General features: G+C 69.5%; 12 protein-coding genes and 1 pseudogene. 4 read left to right on the top strand and 9 right to left on the bottom strand.

Annotated features, from left to right (window positions below):
- Positions 1 to 267 precede the first annotated feature (267 nt).
- Both ACG83_RS29230 and ACG83_RS29220 read left to right on the top strand, forming a co-directional pair.
- Positions 268 to 1,198, top strand: a pseudogene (locus ACG83_RS29230) (LLM class flavin-dependent oxidoreductase).
- A 208-nt stretch (positions 1,199 to 1,406) separates the two neighbouring features.
- Positions 1,407 to 1,898: a hypothetical protein gene (locus tag ACG83_RS29220; RefSeq protein WP_054569452.1), complete on the top strand. Its 492-nt coding sequence runs from the start codon at positions 1,407 to 1,409 to the stop codon at positions 1,896 to 1,898.
- Between the two features lie 94 nt (positions 1,899 to 1,992).
- On the opposite strand, the gene ACG83_RS29215 is transcribed toward ACG83_RS29220, so the two are convergent.
- The 3 genes from ACG83_RS29215 to ACG83_RS29205 all read right to left on the bottom strand — a co-directional run bounded on the left by ACG83_RS29215 (position 1,993) and on the right by ACG83_RS29205 (position 5,382).
- The gene (locus ACG83_RS29215) at positions 1,993 to 2,502 is read right to left on the bottom strand and encodes a hypothetical protein (protein WP_131831092.1); all 510 of its coding nucleotides are present in this window, start codon (positions 2,500 to 2,502) and stop codon (positions 1,993 to 1,995) included.
- 332 nt (positions 2,503 to 2,834) lie between these two features.
- A complete protein-coding gene (locus ACG83_RS29210) occupies positions 2,835 to 4,139 on the bottom strand; it encodes an ABC transporter substrate-binding protein (RefSeq protein ID WP_235498260.1) in 1,305 nt (434 codons plus the stop codon).
- Positions 4,140 to 4,296: 157 nt separating this feature from the next.
- Positions 4,297 to 5,382: an S-(hydroxymethyl)mycothiol dehydrogenase gene (locus ACG83_RS29205; RefSeq protein WP_054569449.1), complete on the bottom strand. Its 1,086-nt coding sequence runs from the start codon at positions 5,380 to 5,382 to the stop codon at positions 4,297 to 4,299.
- An 809-nt stretch (positions 5,383 to 6,191) separates the two neighbouring features.
- Between ACG83_RS29205 and ACG83_RS29200 the strand changes: the two genes are divergently transcribed.
- Positions 6,192 to 6,821: a TetR/AcrR family transcriptional regulator gene (locus tag ACG83_RS29200; RefSeq protein ID WP_054569448.1), complete on the top strand. Its 630-nt coding sequence runs from the start codon at positions 6,192 to 6,194 to the stop codon at positions 6,819 to 6,821.
- Positions 6,822 to 7,026: 205 nt separating this feature from the next.
- Here ACG83_RS29200 and ACG83_RS29195 read toward each other — a convergent pair whose 3' ends face one another.
- From ACG83_RS29195 to ACG83_RS29185, 3 genes are all read right to left on the bottom strand, one after another.
- Positions 7,027 to 7,956, bottom strand: coding sequence for a formylglycine-generating enzyme family protein (locus ACG83_RS29195; protein ID WP_054569447.1), 930 nt, complete (start codon positions 7,954 to 7,956; stop codon positions 7,027 to 7,029).
- Positions 7,957 to 8,069: 113 nt separating this feature from the next.
- Positions 8,070 to 9,497: a sulfatase gene (locus ACG83_RS29190; protein ID WP_054569446.1), complete on the bottom strand. Its 1,428-nt coding sequence runs from the start codon at positions 9,495 to 9,497 to the stop codon at positions 8,070 to 8,072.
- 118 nt (positions 9,498 to 9,615) lie between these two features.
- A complete protein-coding gene (locus ACG83_RS29185; protein WP_054569445.1) occupies positions 9,616 to 10,938 on the bottom strand; it encodes a vanadium-dependent haloperoxidase in 1,323 nt (440 codons plus the stop codon).
- 344 nt (positions 10,939 to 11,282) lie between these two features.
- Here ACG83_RS29185 and ACG83_RS29180 point away from each other — a divergent pair, with 344 nt between their 5' ends.
- The gene (locus ACG83_RS29180) at positions 11,283 to 12,860 is read left to right on the top strand and encodes an AAA family ATPase (protein WP_200931395.1); all 1,578 of its coding nucleotides are present in this window, start codon (positions 11,283 to 11,285) and stop codon (positions 12,858 to 12,860) included.
- A gap of 245 nt (positions 12,861 to 13,105) precedes the next feature.
- Here ACG83_RS29180 and ACG83_RS29175 read toward each other — a convergent pair whose 3' ends face one another.
- Genes ACG83_RS29175 through cysT form a run of 3 tightly spaced genes read right to left on the bottom strand, consistent with a single transcriptional unit; the run spans position 13,106 to position 15,859 of the window.
- The gene (locus tag ACG83_RS29175; RefSeq protein ID WP_054569444.1) at positions 13,106 to 14,128 is read right to left on the bottom strand and encodes a sulfate/molybdate ABC transporter ATP-binding protein; all 1,023 of its coding nucleotides are present in this window, start codon (positions 14,126 to 14,128) and stop codon (positions 13,106 to 13,108) included.
- A complete protein-coding gene (locus ACG83_RS29170) occupies positions 14,125 to 15,018 on the bottom strand; it encodes a sulfate ABC transporter permease (RefSeq protein WP_198955529.1) in 894 nt (297 codons plus the stop codon). The genes ACG83_RS29175 and ACG83_RS29170 overlap by 4 nt, the downstream gene beginning before the upstream one ends.
- Positions 15,011 to 15,859 carry a sulfate ABC transporter permease subunit CysT gene (gene cysT / locus ACG83_RS29165; RefSeq protein ID WP_054569443.1) on the bottom strand — a complete coding sequence of 283 codons (849 nt, stop codon included), beginning with the start codon at positions 15,857 to 15,859 and terminating at the stop codon, positions 15,011 to 15,013. Before cysT ends, ACG83_RS29170 begins: the two co-directional genes overlap by 8 nt.
- Positions 15,860 to 15,863 lie beyond the last annotated feature (4 nt).

Below are 15,863 nucleotides of genomic sequence, written 5' to 3'. Positions count from 1 at the left end.
GAATCGAGTCCTCCGCCCGCCGGTGAGTGGGGCGACCGAGCCCTGAGGGCTCGAACCTCAGCCCACCTTGTTCGAACATGGCCGGTGGCTGGTACGCCACAGCGGCGATCGCTGCTCCGCCACCGTCGGCCTGGCACCGCGCGCCACGGACTGGGCACCGCTTGCCGTGAGCCGCAATCGTAAGGTAGTTCGCTGTATGAATTCAGGTTGCCGGCATTTTCGCCGTGCCTGCGCCAGGAGCGGCGATATCAATCCGAAGGGCAAGAAATGTCCATACCAGAGGTTGTGTTCGGCTTCGGCGCGCACAGTGGCGTCGACGATGCGCCAGCACTGCTACAGGCCGCCCAACAGGCCGATCGCGACGGCCTCGACCTCTTCTCCCTGTCGGACCATCCGTATCTCGGCGCCCGCCTGGACGCCTACGCCGCCATCGGCTTCATCCTCGGGAACACACAGCGCATCGCCGGGTTCGCCAACGTCAGCAACCTGCCGAGCCGGCCCGCCCCGCTGCTTGCGCGAGCGGTGACCTCCCTGTCGACGCTCTCCGGTGGCCGGGTCGTGTTGGGCCTCGGTGCGGGTGGCCGGTGGGATCGGATCGCCGACCTCGGCGTGCCGCGGCTGGCCGCCAGCCAGGCGGTCGACGCCTTCGAGGAGGCGATCGTCCTGGTCAGGAAGCTTTCCGGTGGCGGGCCACCGGTCACGCACCGGGGCCGCTACTACCAGGTGAACGACATCGAGCCGGCCCCGGTGGCGGCGCCGCCGGTGTGGACGGGATCGGTCGGCCCGAAATCCCTGGCCGCCACCGGCCGGGTCGCCGACGGCTGGATCCCCGGCCACGCGGCCGACTGGCGTAGCGAACGATACCGCCAGTCACGTCCGGTCATCGACGAGGCCGCCGCCGCCGTGGGGCCGCGACCCGCGTGACATCCGCACCGTCTACAACCTCCCAGGACGCATCACCGACCAGCCGCTGCCCGCCACCCGTGACGGTGACGGCCGGTGGATCGGCGGCTCGGTGGGCCAGTGGGTCGAGGAACTGACCGCGGCCGTGCAGGAGCACGACGCCGCCGGTTTCATCACCTTCTCCCCGGACGGCGGAGCCCAGGACGCCACCGGCATCGGCCGCTGGGCCAATGAGATCGTTCCGGCCGTGCGGGCTGCGATCGTCCAGGGCGAACGCAGCCGACCGAACCGGTAGGCCGGCCCTCGGCGTGCTGCTCAGCCCCGCGACCTGACCTGGGCACCACCGGGCTCCCCGCCGCCGTCCCCGGAAATCAGGCAACGGGTGGACCGGATGGCGAACAGGTGAATATAGATCGAAGTCGGTGTCGGGGAATCGGCGACAAAATGCGTCGGGAAGTACTGTGGCGTGGACAGCAGCTCGGGCAAGAAATGAAAGGACAGCAATGAGGCGCGTCTTCACGTCATTTCGGCTGGTTGCCCTGTTCGTGGCCGCTTTTGTCGGCATGGTGCTCGCTCCCGGAGCGGCATTGGCAGCCGGTCCGACGTCGTTCTCCGTCGTCGCGGACGACTGCCTGTTCGGCTATACAAAGGGCGAACTCACCTGGCGCACCCTCGGTACGCCCGGCGTGCCGGTCGTGGACGTCGCGGGATCGGTTTACGACATGCGCAACAACGTGTGCCTGCCCATCCGCGACGACGGGCTGCGTACCACCGCGTTCTTCACCGCCTACAGCGGCACCGTGGCGGTGGACCGGGCGGCACGGCAGGTGGACAACGGGGAGCGTGCGTTCGCGTTCACGCTCCAGCCCGGTCTCGTCGTGGGCACCATCGACCATGTGACCATCCGGGTCTGCCGGACCGTTGTCCCCGGCGCGGTGGCTCCGTCCACCAGCTACTGCGGCGCGCCGCAGACCTTCTACGCCCCGACCCGATAGTCGACGCGGTGCCGGCGGGCGGGTTCGTGACCCGCCCGCCGGTGGCCTGATGCGTCCCGTGGAGCGGGCGTTCACGACCAGCGCTGTGACCAGGTCAGGAGGGGCACTCCAGGCCGAACTCGGTCAGGACGGCGGCGGGCACGCCTTCGTCGCAGCCAACCTCGGCGGAGCCGTAGCTGACGAGCCGCCAGGCATCGCCGGTTCGGTGCAGCACTGCTCGGGCACCACCGGCGGAAGGGGAGTAGGCACTCGCGTAGGCCCAGGTGGAGTCGATCGAGGAGATCTTGATGTTCTGAACGACCACATCCCTGGCAACCGTCGGCTCACTCTTCACGGCGGCGGTGATCGCGTCGACCGGCGACGGGGACGGCGTGCGGTGCGACGGCGATGCGGTGACGACGGGTGTCGGGGACGCCGTGGCAGGCTGAGCCGGGGATGCGGAGATGGCGGGTGCCGGAGACCCGGCGACACCGGTGCTGACCGGCGCGGACACGGTTTCATCCTGGTCACTGCCATTGCATCCGCCCAGGCCGACGGTCAGGCTGACGACCGCCGCGACCACCACCGCGGGCCTGGCCATCGCCGCCATGCGTTTACGTGTCACCTAAAACCCCCTCGAAAAGCACGGTCGGCGGAGGTTAACAACCGATGATCGGCCATGGGGGAAAGAGTCGGATGTCGGTCACCGCCACGCCGGCGAACGCGAGCCCATATTGATGGGACCTGTCAGAAAGCGGATCGGCGCGCTGCGGGAGGAAGCCGGACTGGTAAACGATGACGACGAACTGGGCACGGTCGCGTGCCTGGAGCATTTTCCTGGCACGGCTGACGTTTCATGACAAAGCTGACGTGTGTCCCGGCCGTGGCCGGGCTGATGGAGACCGCCTGAGGCCCTGGATGGGGGCGACCACGGACTGTCCGTGGCCGCCCCGGGTACTACGAGATCTTCGCGATGGCGCCGCAGGAGAGAGCCGGCGCGCTCCACTTGCCGTCCTTGAGGTGGGCGAGCGTGCCGCAGGGTGACGCGGCGACATGGTTCAGCGGCCAGCGGGTCTCCGGCACCGCCCCGGCGACGTAGTTGGTGTAGTCGCCGTTGAGGGTCTTCAGCAGCGCGTCGACGGTCAGGTCACGCCCGACCTTCTGCAGGGCCGTGACGAGCATGTCGGCCGCCCAGTAGCCGGCCATCGCGGGCAGGCTGTCCGGCAGGTCCGGGGCGTAGGCCTTGAAGTCCGCCATCATCTGCTTGATGCCGGGGACGTCCGTGGACAGTCCGGGCTGCCACTGCATGACCGCGTAGGTGTCCGCGAGCTCCTTCGCCCCGGCCAGGCGCGGGTCGTAGAAGGGGGTGAGCAGGATTCCGTCGTACCCTGCCGCGCGGAGGGCACCGAGCAGCTTCACGGCGTCACCGACCGGCGTGACCATGAACACCGCCGCCGGCGGCGCGCCCTGGTCGGCGGTCATGACCGCCTGGACGATCGGAGTCGGGTCGGAAAGGCCGGAGACGGGGATCGGTGTCTTCTCGTAGACGACGTTGAATCCGGCGGCCTGGAATCCCTGGGACACGGTGATGTTGCCCTGGCGGGCGGCGTCGTTGTCGATGCCGATCATCGCGATGCTCTTCGGGGATCCCGCCGGGATGAGGGCGTTCACCATCGCGGGCGGCCCGGTGTTCACCGAGACCCGCTGCTCGGCGGTGGGCGTCTGGCACCCGACGATGCTGAAGCCGATGGCGTTTCCGCAGAAGCCGCTTTCGGTTCCCCAGCCGAAGAAGGGCGTGACGTCCTTGCAGAACGTGTCGATGTAGCTGGAGGTCGTGGTGAGCACCGGGGCCGCGGCGAAGACCTCATCCCGCGACACGAGGGCGGTGGCCTGGGCGGAGTTGCGCGCCGGATCCGAGCCGTCGTCGCGCACGCCGACGTAGTCGATCGTGCGGCCGGCGATCCCGCCCTCGGCGTTGGCGCGGGCGAACCGCGCCTTCGCGCCCGCGTCGGCGTCACCGAACGCGATGCCGCTGGGGCTTGTCACCGTCGCCAGTCCACCGATCTTGATGGACGTGTCGGTGACACCGCGAGTGGGGTTCGAGGCCTTGCCCTGGCAGTCCAGCGAGGCCGCGTCGACGGTGACGTCGGTCTGGTTCCAGCCGTGGTCCGCACCGAGCTTGAGCAGGGCCGGATCCACCGCGGCGGTGTCGTTGGCGCTGTCCCCGCCGCCGCATCCGGCGATTCCGACAACGCCTGCCACAGTCAGGATCAGAACCGATTTCCTGAATAACCTTCGCACCTGGTTTCCTCTCTTCTGTGAAACCGGACATCGTGTGTCAGGGCCCTGCCCGTCGAGAGCGAAGGTGCCCGCGGCGCCGGTTTTCCCGGCGCGAGCCGTAATCGTCACGGGATAGCGGTCATGGGATGACCACCGAACGCAGGACGTCTCCGGTGTGCATCCTGGAGAACGCCGATTCGACGCCGTCCAGCGAGATCTCCTCGGTGACGAAGGCGTCCAGGTCGAGCCGGCCCTGAAGGTAGAGATCGATGAGCATCGGAAAATCCCGGGACGGCAGGCAGTCGCCGTACCAGGACGACTTCAGCGCACCGCCGCGACCGAACACGTCGAGCAGCGGCAGTTCGAGCGTCATCTCCGGCGTGGGCACGCCGACCAGGACGACGGTGCCCGCCAGGTCGCGGGCGTAGAAGGCCTGCCGGTAGGTTTCCGGGCGGCCGACGGCGTCGATCACGACATCGGCACCGAAGCCGTCGGTGATCTCCCGGATGGCGGCGACCGGGTCGACTTCCTTCGCGTTGACGGTGTGGGTCGCGCCGAAGCCCTTCGCCCACTCGAGCTTGCGGGGATCGGTGTCCACCGCGATGATCTTCGCCGCGCCGGCGAGGTGGGCGCCGGCAACCGCACCGTCTCCGACGCCGCCACAGCCGATCACCGCGACGCTGTCACCCCGGGTGACCCCGCCGGTGTTGACCGCCGCCCCGATACCGGCCATCACCCCACAGCCGAGGAGCCCGGCCACGGCCGGGCGTGCGGCGGGGGAGACCTTCGTGCACTGGCCGGCGTGTACCAGGGTCTTCTCGGCGAAGGCGCCGATGCCCAGGGCGGGTGACAGCGCCGTCCCGTCGGGCAGCGTCATGGGAACGGAGGCGTTGTGGGTGGCGAAGCAGTACCAGGGCCGGCCTCGCAGGCAGGCTCGGCAGGTGCCGCAGACCGCCCGCCAGTTGAGCACCACGAAATCACCGGGGGCCACGTCCGTCACGCCGGCGCCGACCGACTCGACCACTCCGGCGGCCTCGTGCCCCAGGAGAAAGGGAAAGTCGTCGTTGATGCCACCGTCGCGGTAGTGCAGATCGGTGTGACAGACCCCGCAGGCCTGTATCCTGACGACCGCCTCGCCCGGGCCGGGATCGGGCACCAGAATGGTGGTCAGTTCTACCGGCCCGCCTTTTCCGCGGGCGATCACACCACGGACTTCCTGCATCATCGGTCTCCTCGGAACCCTCAGGGTCTTTTCCTTCTCACGGCGCGGGAGCGTCAGCGGCGCCGCCGGCGCGAGTCGACGATGGAAACGGCACCCGACAGATCCGCCCCGTGCCGCCCTGCCGCCCTGTGAGACCCGCTGACGGCCGGTCCAGGAACATCTGTGCATCGCGTTGAATCACCACCTCGGGCCGGCGGATAACGGGAATGTGGAACGGGAGAAATCGGGAGGCACAGTCGTGGAAGCGTGGGAACGAGAGCGCTCGGGATGGGTGGCTGTGGCGGGGCGAGGCCCGCGCCACGGCGAGCCTCGCGGCGTGCCACGCGCTGCCCGCGCGTCGCCGTCGCTGCACCGGTCGCCGTCGCTGCACCGGTCGCCGCCCCGGCCTCCGTTGCGCGCATCGCCGTCGCTGCCTCCGTCGCGGTCGAGATCGCCCCTGACGTGCTGTGCCGGCAGGGCAGTCACTCATCACCAGCTTCCAGAGGGGACAATGACACATATGATGGATCGATGTTTCTTCTGGGGCAACGTCCAATCCGGAGATCGATCGATCGCTGTGCGTAGTGGTTTTCGGATCCGGTCGTCTGGAGGATGGTGGGATGACCGGTGCCGCCCGGACGGCTCGGTGCCGCCCGGACGGCTCGGTGGCGCTCCGCGTCCCGGGGGGCAGGAGGGGCGCGTGGCAACGGGCGGGCGCGGCCGGGGTACAGAGTGCAGGAACACTTCTTGACCCGCGGGGCCGCCCAGGGCGGGTAGGACAGTCCGGACGGTCAGGGCACAGCGCCGTGGTCAGGCAGCAGGGAGTGGCAGGCATGGGTCGCAGAGGGTGGGCCGGAGTACCGCCGGCCGACGACGCCCAGGCGCGCGAACGCATCATCGACGCCGCGATCCAGAGCGTGGCGCTACGCGGGGCGGCGGGAACCACCCTGTCCAACGTCGCCACCGACCTCGGTGTCATCCGCAAGACCGTGTACCGCTACTTCACGAGCACCGAGGAACTCTTCGCCGCCGTCTCGGACGCCGCGGCGGAACGCTTCGTGGCACAGTTCGAGGCGACTTTTCCCACGGACGTCGACGACATCGCCGATTTCGTCGTCGAGGCGATGGCGTTCATCATCGAGCGCTTTCCGGACGAGCCGCTGCTCATGCTGCTGCTCGCCGGCGGCTATCCCACCACGTTCAGTCGGCGGATGATGGCGCCCGCCCAGATCGCCCGCGTGCGCACGATCCTGGTCAACCGGCGCGTGAACTGGGCGGAGCTCGGCTACGACGATGAGATGCTCGATCAGCTCGTCGAGCACATGCTTCGGATCATGCAGTCACTGATCCTGGTCCCGCCCGACCCGCCTCGGATGGGGCGGGAGCTGCGCGACTACCTCCGTCGCTGGGTGGGTCCCGTCCTGTTCCCGGCTTCGCAGCGGGTCCCGCGTCCCGTCGGATAGCCGCCCGGGGCGCGCGGCCATTGCTGCTGAGCAAGAAACGAGGATTTCGGCTGCGACAGCAACCAAGATCCTCGCTTCTTGCGGATCGCCAGGTGACTCTGTGCCTCGGTTGCCCTGGCTGGTGTGAATTGCTCGCGCGGCGCGGTGCGGCGGCGCGGGATCCCCGGTCGGCCGCCATATGCGCGGATGCGCGCGGCCGGGTGGCTCAGAATGCCACCCGGAATCCGATGTTGCCGGCTGAGCTGTCGGGGGTGTTCGAGCTGCGCGCGGCGACGCGATACCGGTTGCAGTAGGACGAGTGACACATGTGCGAGCCGCCGCGCATGACCTTGGCGAGGCCACTGGGCGGCCCGGTCGGATTCGAACGCGGGCCGGTGGCGTGAAAGTCGGCGCTGAACCAGTCCGCGCACCATTCCCAGACATTGCCGACGACGTTGTAGAGGCCGTGGCCGTTGGGGCGGTATGCCCTGGCCGGAGCGGTGCCCAGATAACCGTCCGCCCCCGTGTTCACCGTCGGGAAGACACCCTGCCAGATGTTGCACTGGTGCCGGCCCTTCGGCGTCAGTTCATCACCCCACGGGTAACGGCGCTGCTCCAGGCCGCCGCGTGCGGCGTACTCCCACTCGGCCTCGGAGGGCAGGCGGGTGCCCGCCCAGGCGCAGTAGGCCTGCGCGTCGTTCCACGAGACGTGCACGACGGGATGGTTCTGGCGGGATGCGATGGACGAGCCAGGCCCTTCGGGGTGTTTCCAGAACGCCCCGGCCACCGCATGCCACCAGGGCACCTCGTGGACGACCGGTGAGCTCGTGGCGACCTCCTCGGAAAGGAAGCCCTCGAAGACGAAGGAGAAATCGTGACGTTCCGCGTCGGTGGCGTACCCGGTCGCCTTGACGAACGTGGCGAACTGGGCGTTGGTCACCGTCGTCGCCTCGATCGCGAAGGGGCTCAGGTCGATCTCCCGGATCGGCCCTTCGCCGTCCGCGGGGTAGCCCTCCTCGTCCTCGGTACCCATGAGGAAACGCCCACCGGGAAGTTTGATCATCCGCGTCGTGCGGGCGCCGGCTGCTCGGATGGGCGCCGCAACGCCTCCGGCGGTGCCGGGATCGCGGCCGGGGGTGCAGCAGGAAGCAGACATCGGTTTCTCTTCGTTTGCTCGTCGTCGGACCGGTAGCGGTGGCCCATCCCGTGAGGTCGGGCCGGACCACCGCCATCAGCAAGCCCTGTGCGGGCCGTCGGGCCGTCGGGCCGTCAGGCCGCGCGGTCGGCGGTGAGCTGGGCGGCGAGGGCGGGGATGCCGAGCGCCTGCTCCTGCGCCGGCGTCGCGTTGTAGAGGAGATTCACCAGCTGGCCCGGGTCGTTCGCCAGGTCGTAGTACTCACGGAACAGCACCTGCCCCGTTCCGACCTGCGCGCCGCTGGCATTGGCGTGCAGGTCGTAGTACTCGACGTACTGCCTGGTGGTGCTGACATAGGAGGCCCAGGTGGGCACACCGCCGGCAGCGGTGCCCTTCTTCCAGAACTCGGTCAGGATGTGGTCGCGGCTGGAGGAGGAGAGCAGCGAGAAGCCGTTCTGCGGGGTGTTCGGCGTGATCCCCGCGGCGTCGAGGATCGTCGGGGCGATGTCGATGTGCCCGACGATGCGGTTGTCGACCGTTCCGGAACCCAGGCCGCCGCCCGGCCAGGACACGTAGAACGGCAGCTCGTGGGCCGGCGTGTAGGGAACCGACTTGGCGACCCGGCCGTGGTCGCCCCACAGGTACCCGTTGTCGGGGACGTAGAAGACCAGCGTGTTCTCCAGCTGCCCGAGGGCCACCAGCTTGTCCCGGAAGGCCTGCACCGCGTCGTCCACGGACAGCAGCGTGCGCAGCTGCCGCTCCCGCACCGCCTGGCCGTCCGCGAGGGTGCTGGTCGAGTTCTGTACGTAGGGAGGCTTGTCGCTCTTGTCGGTCTCGTGCACCGCCGGCCGGCCGTTCCACTCCGGTACGACCGTGTCGGCGTACTGGGCGGCCGGCGTGTTGGGTCCGTGCGGGGCGTACGGAGCGACGTAGGCGAACCACGGCCGCGTGTCGGTCGCGGACCTGTCGAGGAAGCTCAGTGTCCGGTTCCTGAGGACGTTGGTGGTGTAGCCGTTGATCGTCTGGACCGTGCCGTTGACGTTGTAGGTGCCGTCGACATAGCTCGGCTTCAGCAGCGCCCATTCCTCGAAATGCGGCGGGCTGGCGTTGATGTCCCAGCCGTTGAGGTACTTGCCGAACAGCCCGGTGCGGTAGCCGGCCTGCGTCAGATAACGCTGGACGGTGGTGTTCTGGCCCAGGTTCCCGGGGTTCGCGTTGACCCGCACCCCGTGGTTGTGGGCGTAGCGACCAGAGAAGATCGACGAGCGTGAGGGCGCGCACAGCGGGGTCGTGCAGTGGGCGTTGGTGAACCGGACACCCTGCTCGGCGATCCAGTCGTAGGTCTTCTGCGTCGCCCACTGCGTCGCCTTGGGCTGGTCATCCGTGACGATGACCAGGATGTTCGGCCGGGTGGCCGCCGACGCCGCCGAGACCAGCCCCGGGATCGTCGACAGGCCGGTCGTCGCCGCCGCGGTCGCCGCCGCCAACGACCCGGCGAGAAAACCTCGACGGCTGGTCGATCCCGGCCCGCGTTCGGTGCTCTGCGGATTTCCCTCGTTCATTGTTCGCGTCCCTTCCTGGGATGCTCGGGCCCGTCGGCCGCTCCAACGGGCGGTTTCGCGCCCGCTCCAACGGGCGGTTTCGCGCCCGCTCCAACGGGCGGTTTCGCGCCCGCGCCGACTAGCGGAGGTTGATCCGGCGCAGGTCGTAGGCGGCGACGGTCCGGCCGAGCTGGGCGCCGGTCTCGTCGGTGTGGCGGAAGTGGACGCCTTCCCAGACCCGGGCGTCGATGTTGTCCTGGGTCGCCTGCCGCCACGAGCTGTAGGTCCGGGTGACTCCGGGTGCGGTGGCGCTGGTGACGGCGATCGGCCGCGCCGGGCCCGAGCCGGTGAACGCCTCCAGCACCCGCTGCGCGGCACCGGCATAGGTGGCGTGGCCACTCGGGTACTCGGGATGTGCCGGGGTCGCGATGAGCGGCGTCCAGTTCGGATCCGCGTCGGTCGTCGGGTCGCCGTCGGTGTCGGCGAAGCGGATGGCCGTGACGGGACGCCAGCGGGTGTAGACGTACTTCGCCTCGTAACCGGCGATCTGAGCGTCGATGGTCACCTGATGGAAGGTGGCGACCAGATGCGTCTGCCAGGCGAGCGGCCGCGCGCGCTCCTGCTCGACGAGCCCGCGCAGGATCGTGGTGTAGCCGGTGAGGGACGACTGCGCCCAGAACATCGCGACGTCGGTCTGCTCGGCGGTGCGGACCGTGCTGTCGACGGACCCGACGGCCCGGACCTCGGCGAGGTCACGCTGGTAGGCCGGCGAGCCGAGTGGGTCCGGTGGCCCGGGGCGGAACCGGTTCGCCGGGCCGAGCAGGAACGTCCGCCCCCTGCCCTGCCCGGATCCGACGGCGGGAGCGTAGGCCGGCGGCGTCGGCCGCCAGACGCCCGGCGCCTCCGCCGGCGGGGTGTAGGGAGCGTTCACCGAGGCGACGTCCAGCCCGTCACCGGTCCGCTCGGCGAGCAGGGCCCGGGCGGCGCGGTGGCCCGCCTCGACCCCGGCGGTCTCGTCGTTCCCGTCGGGGACGTCCGCCAGCGTGGCGGCCAGCGCCGCATCCAGCTCGGCGGTGCGGGCGGGAACCTGCGCGGCGAGCCCGTCGTGGATGGCGGTCGCGAACGCCGCCGTCGCGAAGTCCGCGTCATTCCGGCCGGGGCCGCCGTGCCCGCCGGAGCCTCCGTGTCCGCCGGGGCGGCTGGTGATGGCGCGGTCGGCGGCCAGCCAGCTGACCGCCCAGATCCGGCTGTTGGTGACCTGGGCCGGCAGGGCTGCGGCCGCGACCGTCTGCGCGGTGACGTCGTACCAGTCGAGCACGACATCCGCGCCGGGCCCGGCGCTCGTGCTCGGCGCGGCGGCGGCGCCGGTCAGGGTGGTGCTGGCGAGCGTGGCGGCGGCCAGCGTGGTGGTGAGGAGGAGGGCCCGCGAAAGCGGGCGGGTTCGGGCGCGCGACAAAGGCACGGTCGTCTCCGTGAAGGCAGGAACGAATGCGTCTTCGGGCAGCCGGCATCGAGGGCCGGAGCTGACGGGGGAGCGGCGAGGTGCGTCAGAGGCCGTGACAGGCCGCGCTCGTCACCCGTCCGAAGTCGACGTGTGGCCGACCCACGAGGAGACACGAGCGCATGCCCGGACTCTCCCATGATCCGTGCCCGCCCGACAGTAATTTCCCACTTTTTCGGTCGACATTTTGATGAATTGCTCGTGTGTGACCGGGCTGATCGGCCTCGGCTCCGGTAGCTGCGATCACACGTAGGGTGGTACGTGGAGGGCGTATCGCTCGCCGGTGGCTCGGAGGGGCAGGATCGATGGGGCGTCGGTTCAACACCGCCGGACCCTGCCTGCCTGCAGAGCACTACATGATCCCTGCGCTCTCCCGGCTGCCAGAGGCTCCCGGGCTTGTGGACCTCAAGGCGTACTTTGTCGTGCATGCGCCACGTCAGACCGGCAAGACAACCGCGCTACGCGCGCTCGCGCAGGAGCTGACGACCCAGGGCCGATACGCCGCGCTGCACTTCTCCTGTGAGGCGGCCCGCGCGGCGGGTGACGACTTCGGCGCTGCCACGCTGGGCATCCTCCAATGGATCAAAGAGGCCGCACGATGGCAGCTGCCATCGGAGCTTCGTCCGCCGCCCTGGCCCGAGGCGCCGGCCGCGGCACTTCTCGGAACTGCGCTGGGTGCGTGGGCGGAGGTCTGCCCGCGGCCGCTTGTGCTGTTTGTCGACGAGATCGACGCGCTGCGGGGCGAGTCGCTCGTCAGCGTGCTCGCCCAGCTCCGGGACGGCTACAACAAGCGGCCAGCGCCGTTTCCGTGGTCCGTCGTGCTGTGCGGCCTACGCGACGTCCGCGACTATAAAGCCGCAGCAGGTGGCGATGTGTCGCGGCTGGGAACCTCCAGCCCGTTCAACATCAAGCTGAAGTCACTACGGCTAGGCGACTTCACCGCGGGCGAGGTGACCGACCTCTACGGCCAGCACACCACCGACACCGGTCAGCGGTTCGCCCCAGGTGCGGTCGACCACGCCTACGAGCTCACCGGCGGCCAGCCGTGGCTGGTCAACGCGCTGGCTCAGGAGATTGTCGAGGAGATTGGCGTGCCGGCCTCGGAGCCGATCACCGTCGAACACCTCGACCAGGCCCGGGAACGACTGATCCTCGCCCGTGCCACCCACCTCGACTCACTCGCGGCCAGACTCGCCGAGCCCCGGGTCCGACGGATCATCGGGCCGCTGATCGCTGGCGACCCGCTTGCCCTCGACCCCTACGACGACGACCTCAGCTACGTCCGTGACCTCGGCCTCATCGCCCCCGACCCCCCGGTCAGAGCGGCGAACCCGATCTACCGCGAGGTCATCGTTCGCGCCCTTTCCGCCAGCGTCCAGGAGAGCATCACCGCGGACCCGCGTTCCTTTGTTCGTCCGGAAGGCGGCTTCGACCTCCCCAAGGTGCTCTCCGAGTTCGCCGAATGGTGGATCGAGAACGGCGAGTTTCTCACCAGCCGTGGCTACTACGACGAGGCCGCCGCCCAGCTCATCCTCATGGGCTACCTCCAGCGTGCGGTCAACGGCACCGGCGTGGTGGAGCGCGAGTACGCCGTAGGCTCTGGCCGGGTCGACCTCCACCTGCGCTGGCCTTACACCGCCCGCGACGGAACAACGCAGGTGCAGCGCGAGGGTATCGAGATCAAGGCCTGGCGCACCGGTAGATCCAACCCCCTGCAGGCCGGGCTCCGGCAACTCGATCACTATCTCGACCGCCTCCGCCTTCCCGCCGGCACCCTGGCGATCTTCGATCAGCGCCGCGGCGCTCCGGCCATTGACGAGCGCACGGCCCTCAGCACGACCACCAGCCCCGCCGGCCGCACCATCACCATCCTCAACGGCTGACACCCCGAGCGAGCACAGGGGCTGGGGCCCGTTCGGGCTGGTGGTCATCGCGGAGGACAGGCGACTGGGCCGCGACGTACATGGACCCTGAACAGATCGACGCGGTCCGGCTCCCTGGTGGTGCGCCTCACCGGTCAAGGCTGTCCCGGCCCCCGTGGTTGTCAGCCTTCTCGGTTGACTGCAGGCCAGGCAGTCGCTGGCGGGCGGGGGCTCGTGCCAGGCCCGCCCGCCGTACCGCGTGCGGGTCAGTGCGAGGGCGCGAGGCTTTTCGCGCTGTCGGCTGGCGTGGGTTGCGTGGGAGGCGCCGGGGTGGTGTGGCTTTCCGGGGCGAGCCGGATGTTGACCGCGGCGCCGACTTCGAGGCCCAGCGCACGGAACTCGTTGCGGGTCAGCGTCACGACGACGTCCTGGCTCGGCTGGCCGGTGGTGGCGACGTCGACACGGATCTCGAAGCCGATCCGGTTGACGCGGGCGATCTGCCCGCCGATGTCGCCCGCGGCCGGATCCCCGGTGTGCAGCTGCAGGTCATGCGGCCGGACGAGCCTGTCTCCGAGCTGGGTGACCGGGCCGAGGAAGCTCATCACGAAGTCGTTCGCCGGCCGGTCGTACAGGTCGTCCGGGGACCCGATCTGCTCGATCCGGCCCTCGTTGATGACCACGATCTCGTCGGCGACCTCGAGGGCCTCCTCCTGGTCGTGGGTGACGAACACGGTGCTGACGTGCACCTCGTCGTGCAGGCGGCGCAGCCAGTCACGCAGCTCCCGGCGGACCTTGGCGTCGAGCGCGCCGAACGGCTCGTCGAGCAGCAGCACCGTTGGCTCGATGGCCAGCGCGCGGGCCAGGGCCATCCGCTGGCGCTGACCGCCGGACAGCTGCGAGGGCAGCCGCTCGGCGAACTGCTCCAGGTGCACGAGGGCGAGCAGCTCGTCCACCCGTGAGCGGATCTCGGCCTTCGGCCGTTTGCGGATCTCCAGGCCGAAGGCCACATTGCGCCGCACCGACAGGTGCTTGAACGCGGCGTAGTGCTGGAAGACGAAACCGACGTTGCGTTTCTGCGGCGGCAGGTTCGTCGCGTCGACGCCTTCGATCACGACCCGTCCGGTGTCGGCCTGTTCCAGGCCGCCGATGATGCGCAGCAGCGTGGACTTGCCGCCGCCGGACGGGCCGAGCAGTGCCGTGAGCTGGCCGGTCGGAATGCTCACGGAAACGTCGTCGAGCGCCACGAAGTCGCCGAAGCGCTTGTTGACATTGGTGATCTCGATGCTCACCGCTTTTCCTTCGGATCCTTCGGACGAATGAGGGACACGACGACGATGCAGGCCACCGCGACGAGTGCGAGCAGGAAGGCGGTGGCGTAGGCACCGCCCCGGTCGAAGTTCAGGTACTTCTCCTCGACGACGAGGGTGGCGGTGCGGGTGTCGCCGGAGACGTTGCCGGAGACGACCTTGACCGCACCGAACTCGCCGAGGGCACGGGCCAGGCTCAGCACGACGCCGTAGACCACGCCCCATTTGATGGCCGGCAGGGTGATGCGGCGGAACGTCTGGACGGCGTTCGCGCCGAGGCTGCGGGCGGCCTGTTCCTGGTCGTCCCCGATCTCCTCGAGGACGGGGACCACCTCCCGGATCATCAGCGGCAGGGCGATGAAGGTGGTGGCCAGGATCATGCCCGGGGTGGCGAAGATGACCTGGAGACCGGCGTCCTCGAGGGTCGGCCCGAACCAGCCGTCCCGGCCGCCGTAGACCAGGATCAGCGCGAGCCCGACCACGATCGGCGACACCGACAGCGGGACGTCCAGCAGGGCGTTGAGCAGACGCTTGCCCGGGAACCGGTAGCGGACCAGGAGGAAGGAGATGCCCACCCCGAACACCGTGTTGATGATCACCGAGGTGATCGCGATGGTGAGGGTGAGCCGCAGCGCGTGGACGGTGTCGGGGTCGTCCAGAATGGCGCTCAGGTCGTCGAACCCGTCCTTGAACGTGTTCTGCGCGACGAGGTAGAGCGGCCACGCCACCAGCAGGAACAGATAGGCGATCACGACCAGCCGCAGCGCGTACCGGCCCACCGGTGGCCGGTCGCGCCGCCGGGCCCGGTCGGGCCGCGGCGTCTGCTCGGCGGGGTGGTCGGCGGTCGCCTCGATCGTGGGTGTGTCAGCCACGGCGCACCATCCTCCGTTGCAGGACGTCCACCGCGACGATCACGACGAACGAGATCGCCAGCAGGACGACCGCGACCGCCGCCGCGTTCTCGGGATTGTCGTTCTCGATGCTGCTGAGAATGCGCACCGACGCCACCTCGGTATGCATCGGCAGGTTGCCGGACAACAGCACCAGTGAGCCGTATTCGCTGACGCCGCGGGCGAACGACAGCGCGGCTCCGGCCGCGATGGCCGGGGTCAGGCCCGGCAGGATGATCCGCCGGAAGATGGTGAACCGCCGCGCGCCCAGCGAGGCCGCCGCCTCCTCGGCCTCCCGGTCGAGCTCGGCCAGCACCGGCTGCACGGTGCGGACGACGAACGGCAGCGTGACGAACAGGAAGGCCAGGAAAACCGCGGTGCGGGTGTTGGCGATGTTCACACCCAGCGGGCTCTTCGGGCCGTAGAGGGAAAGCAGCACCAGCCCGGCGACGATTGTCGGCAGGGCGAACGGGATGTCGATGAGGATTTCCAGGACACGCTTGCCGGTGAACCTGTCCCGCACCAGCACCCAGGCGATCGCGGTGCCCATCACGATGTTGACCAGCGTGACGAGGAGTGCGGTCCCGACGGTGAGCTCGATGGCGGCGGCGGTCTGCTCCTGGGTGACCGTGCGCCAGAACTGGCTCCAGCCACCTTCCGACGCCGTCACCGCGACCGCCGCCAGCGGGATGAGAACGAGCAGGCTGAACCACAGCATCGCCACACCGAGGCCCACACCGGACACCCGGGTCAGCGGCAGCCCGCCGGGCGCCGACCCGCGGTCTCCCGCGGATCGGCGCCCGGTGACGGTTGTCGTTGTCACAGTG

The sequence above is a fragment of the Frankia sp. R43 genome, assembly GCF_001306465.1.
GTDB lineage: Bacteria > Actinomycetota > Actinomycetes > Frankiales > Frankiaceae > Parafrankia > Parafrankia irregularis.
Note: the sequence above shows the minus strand (reverse complement) of the source record. Positions and strands in the feature narration are given on the sequence as shown.

Coding starts and splice junctions, on each gene's coding strand:
- ACG83_RS29220 (WP_054569452.1), top strand. CDS start 1,407: ATGAGGCGCGTCTTCACGTCATTTCGGCTGGTTGCCCTGTTCGTGGCC.
- ACG83_RS29205 (WP_054569449.1), bottom strand. CDS start 5,382: ATGATGCAGGAAGTCCGTGGTGTGATCGCCCGCGGAAAAGGCGGGCCG.
- ACG83_RS29200 (WP_054569448.1), top strand. CDS start 6,192: ATGGGTCGCAGAGGGTGGGCCGGAGTACCGCCGGCCGACGACGCCCAG.
- ACG83_RS29195 (WP_054569447.1), bottom strand. CDS start 7,956: ATGTCTGCTTCCTGCTGCACCCCCGGCCGCGATCCCGGCACCGCCGGA.
- ACG83_RS29190 (WP_054569446.1), bottom strand. CDS start 9,497: ATGAACGAGGGAAATCCGCAGAGCACCGAACGCGGGCCGGGATCGACC.
- ACG83_RS29180 (WP_200931395.1), top strand. CDS start 11,283: ATGGGGCGTCGGTTCAACACCGCCGGACCCTGCCTGCCTGCAGAGCAC.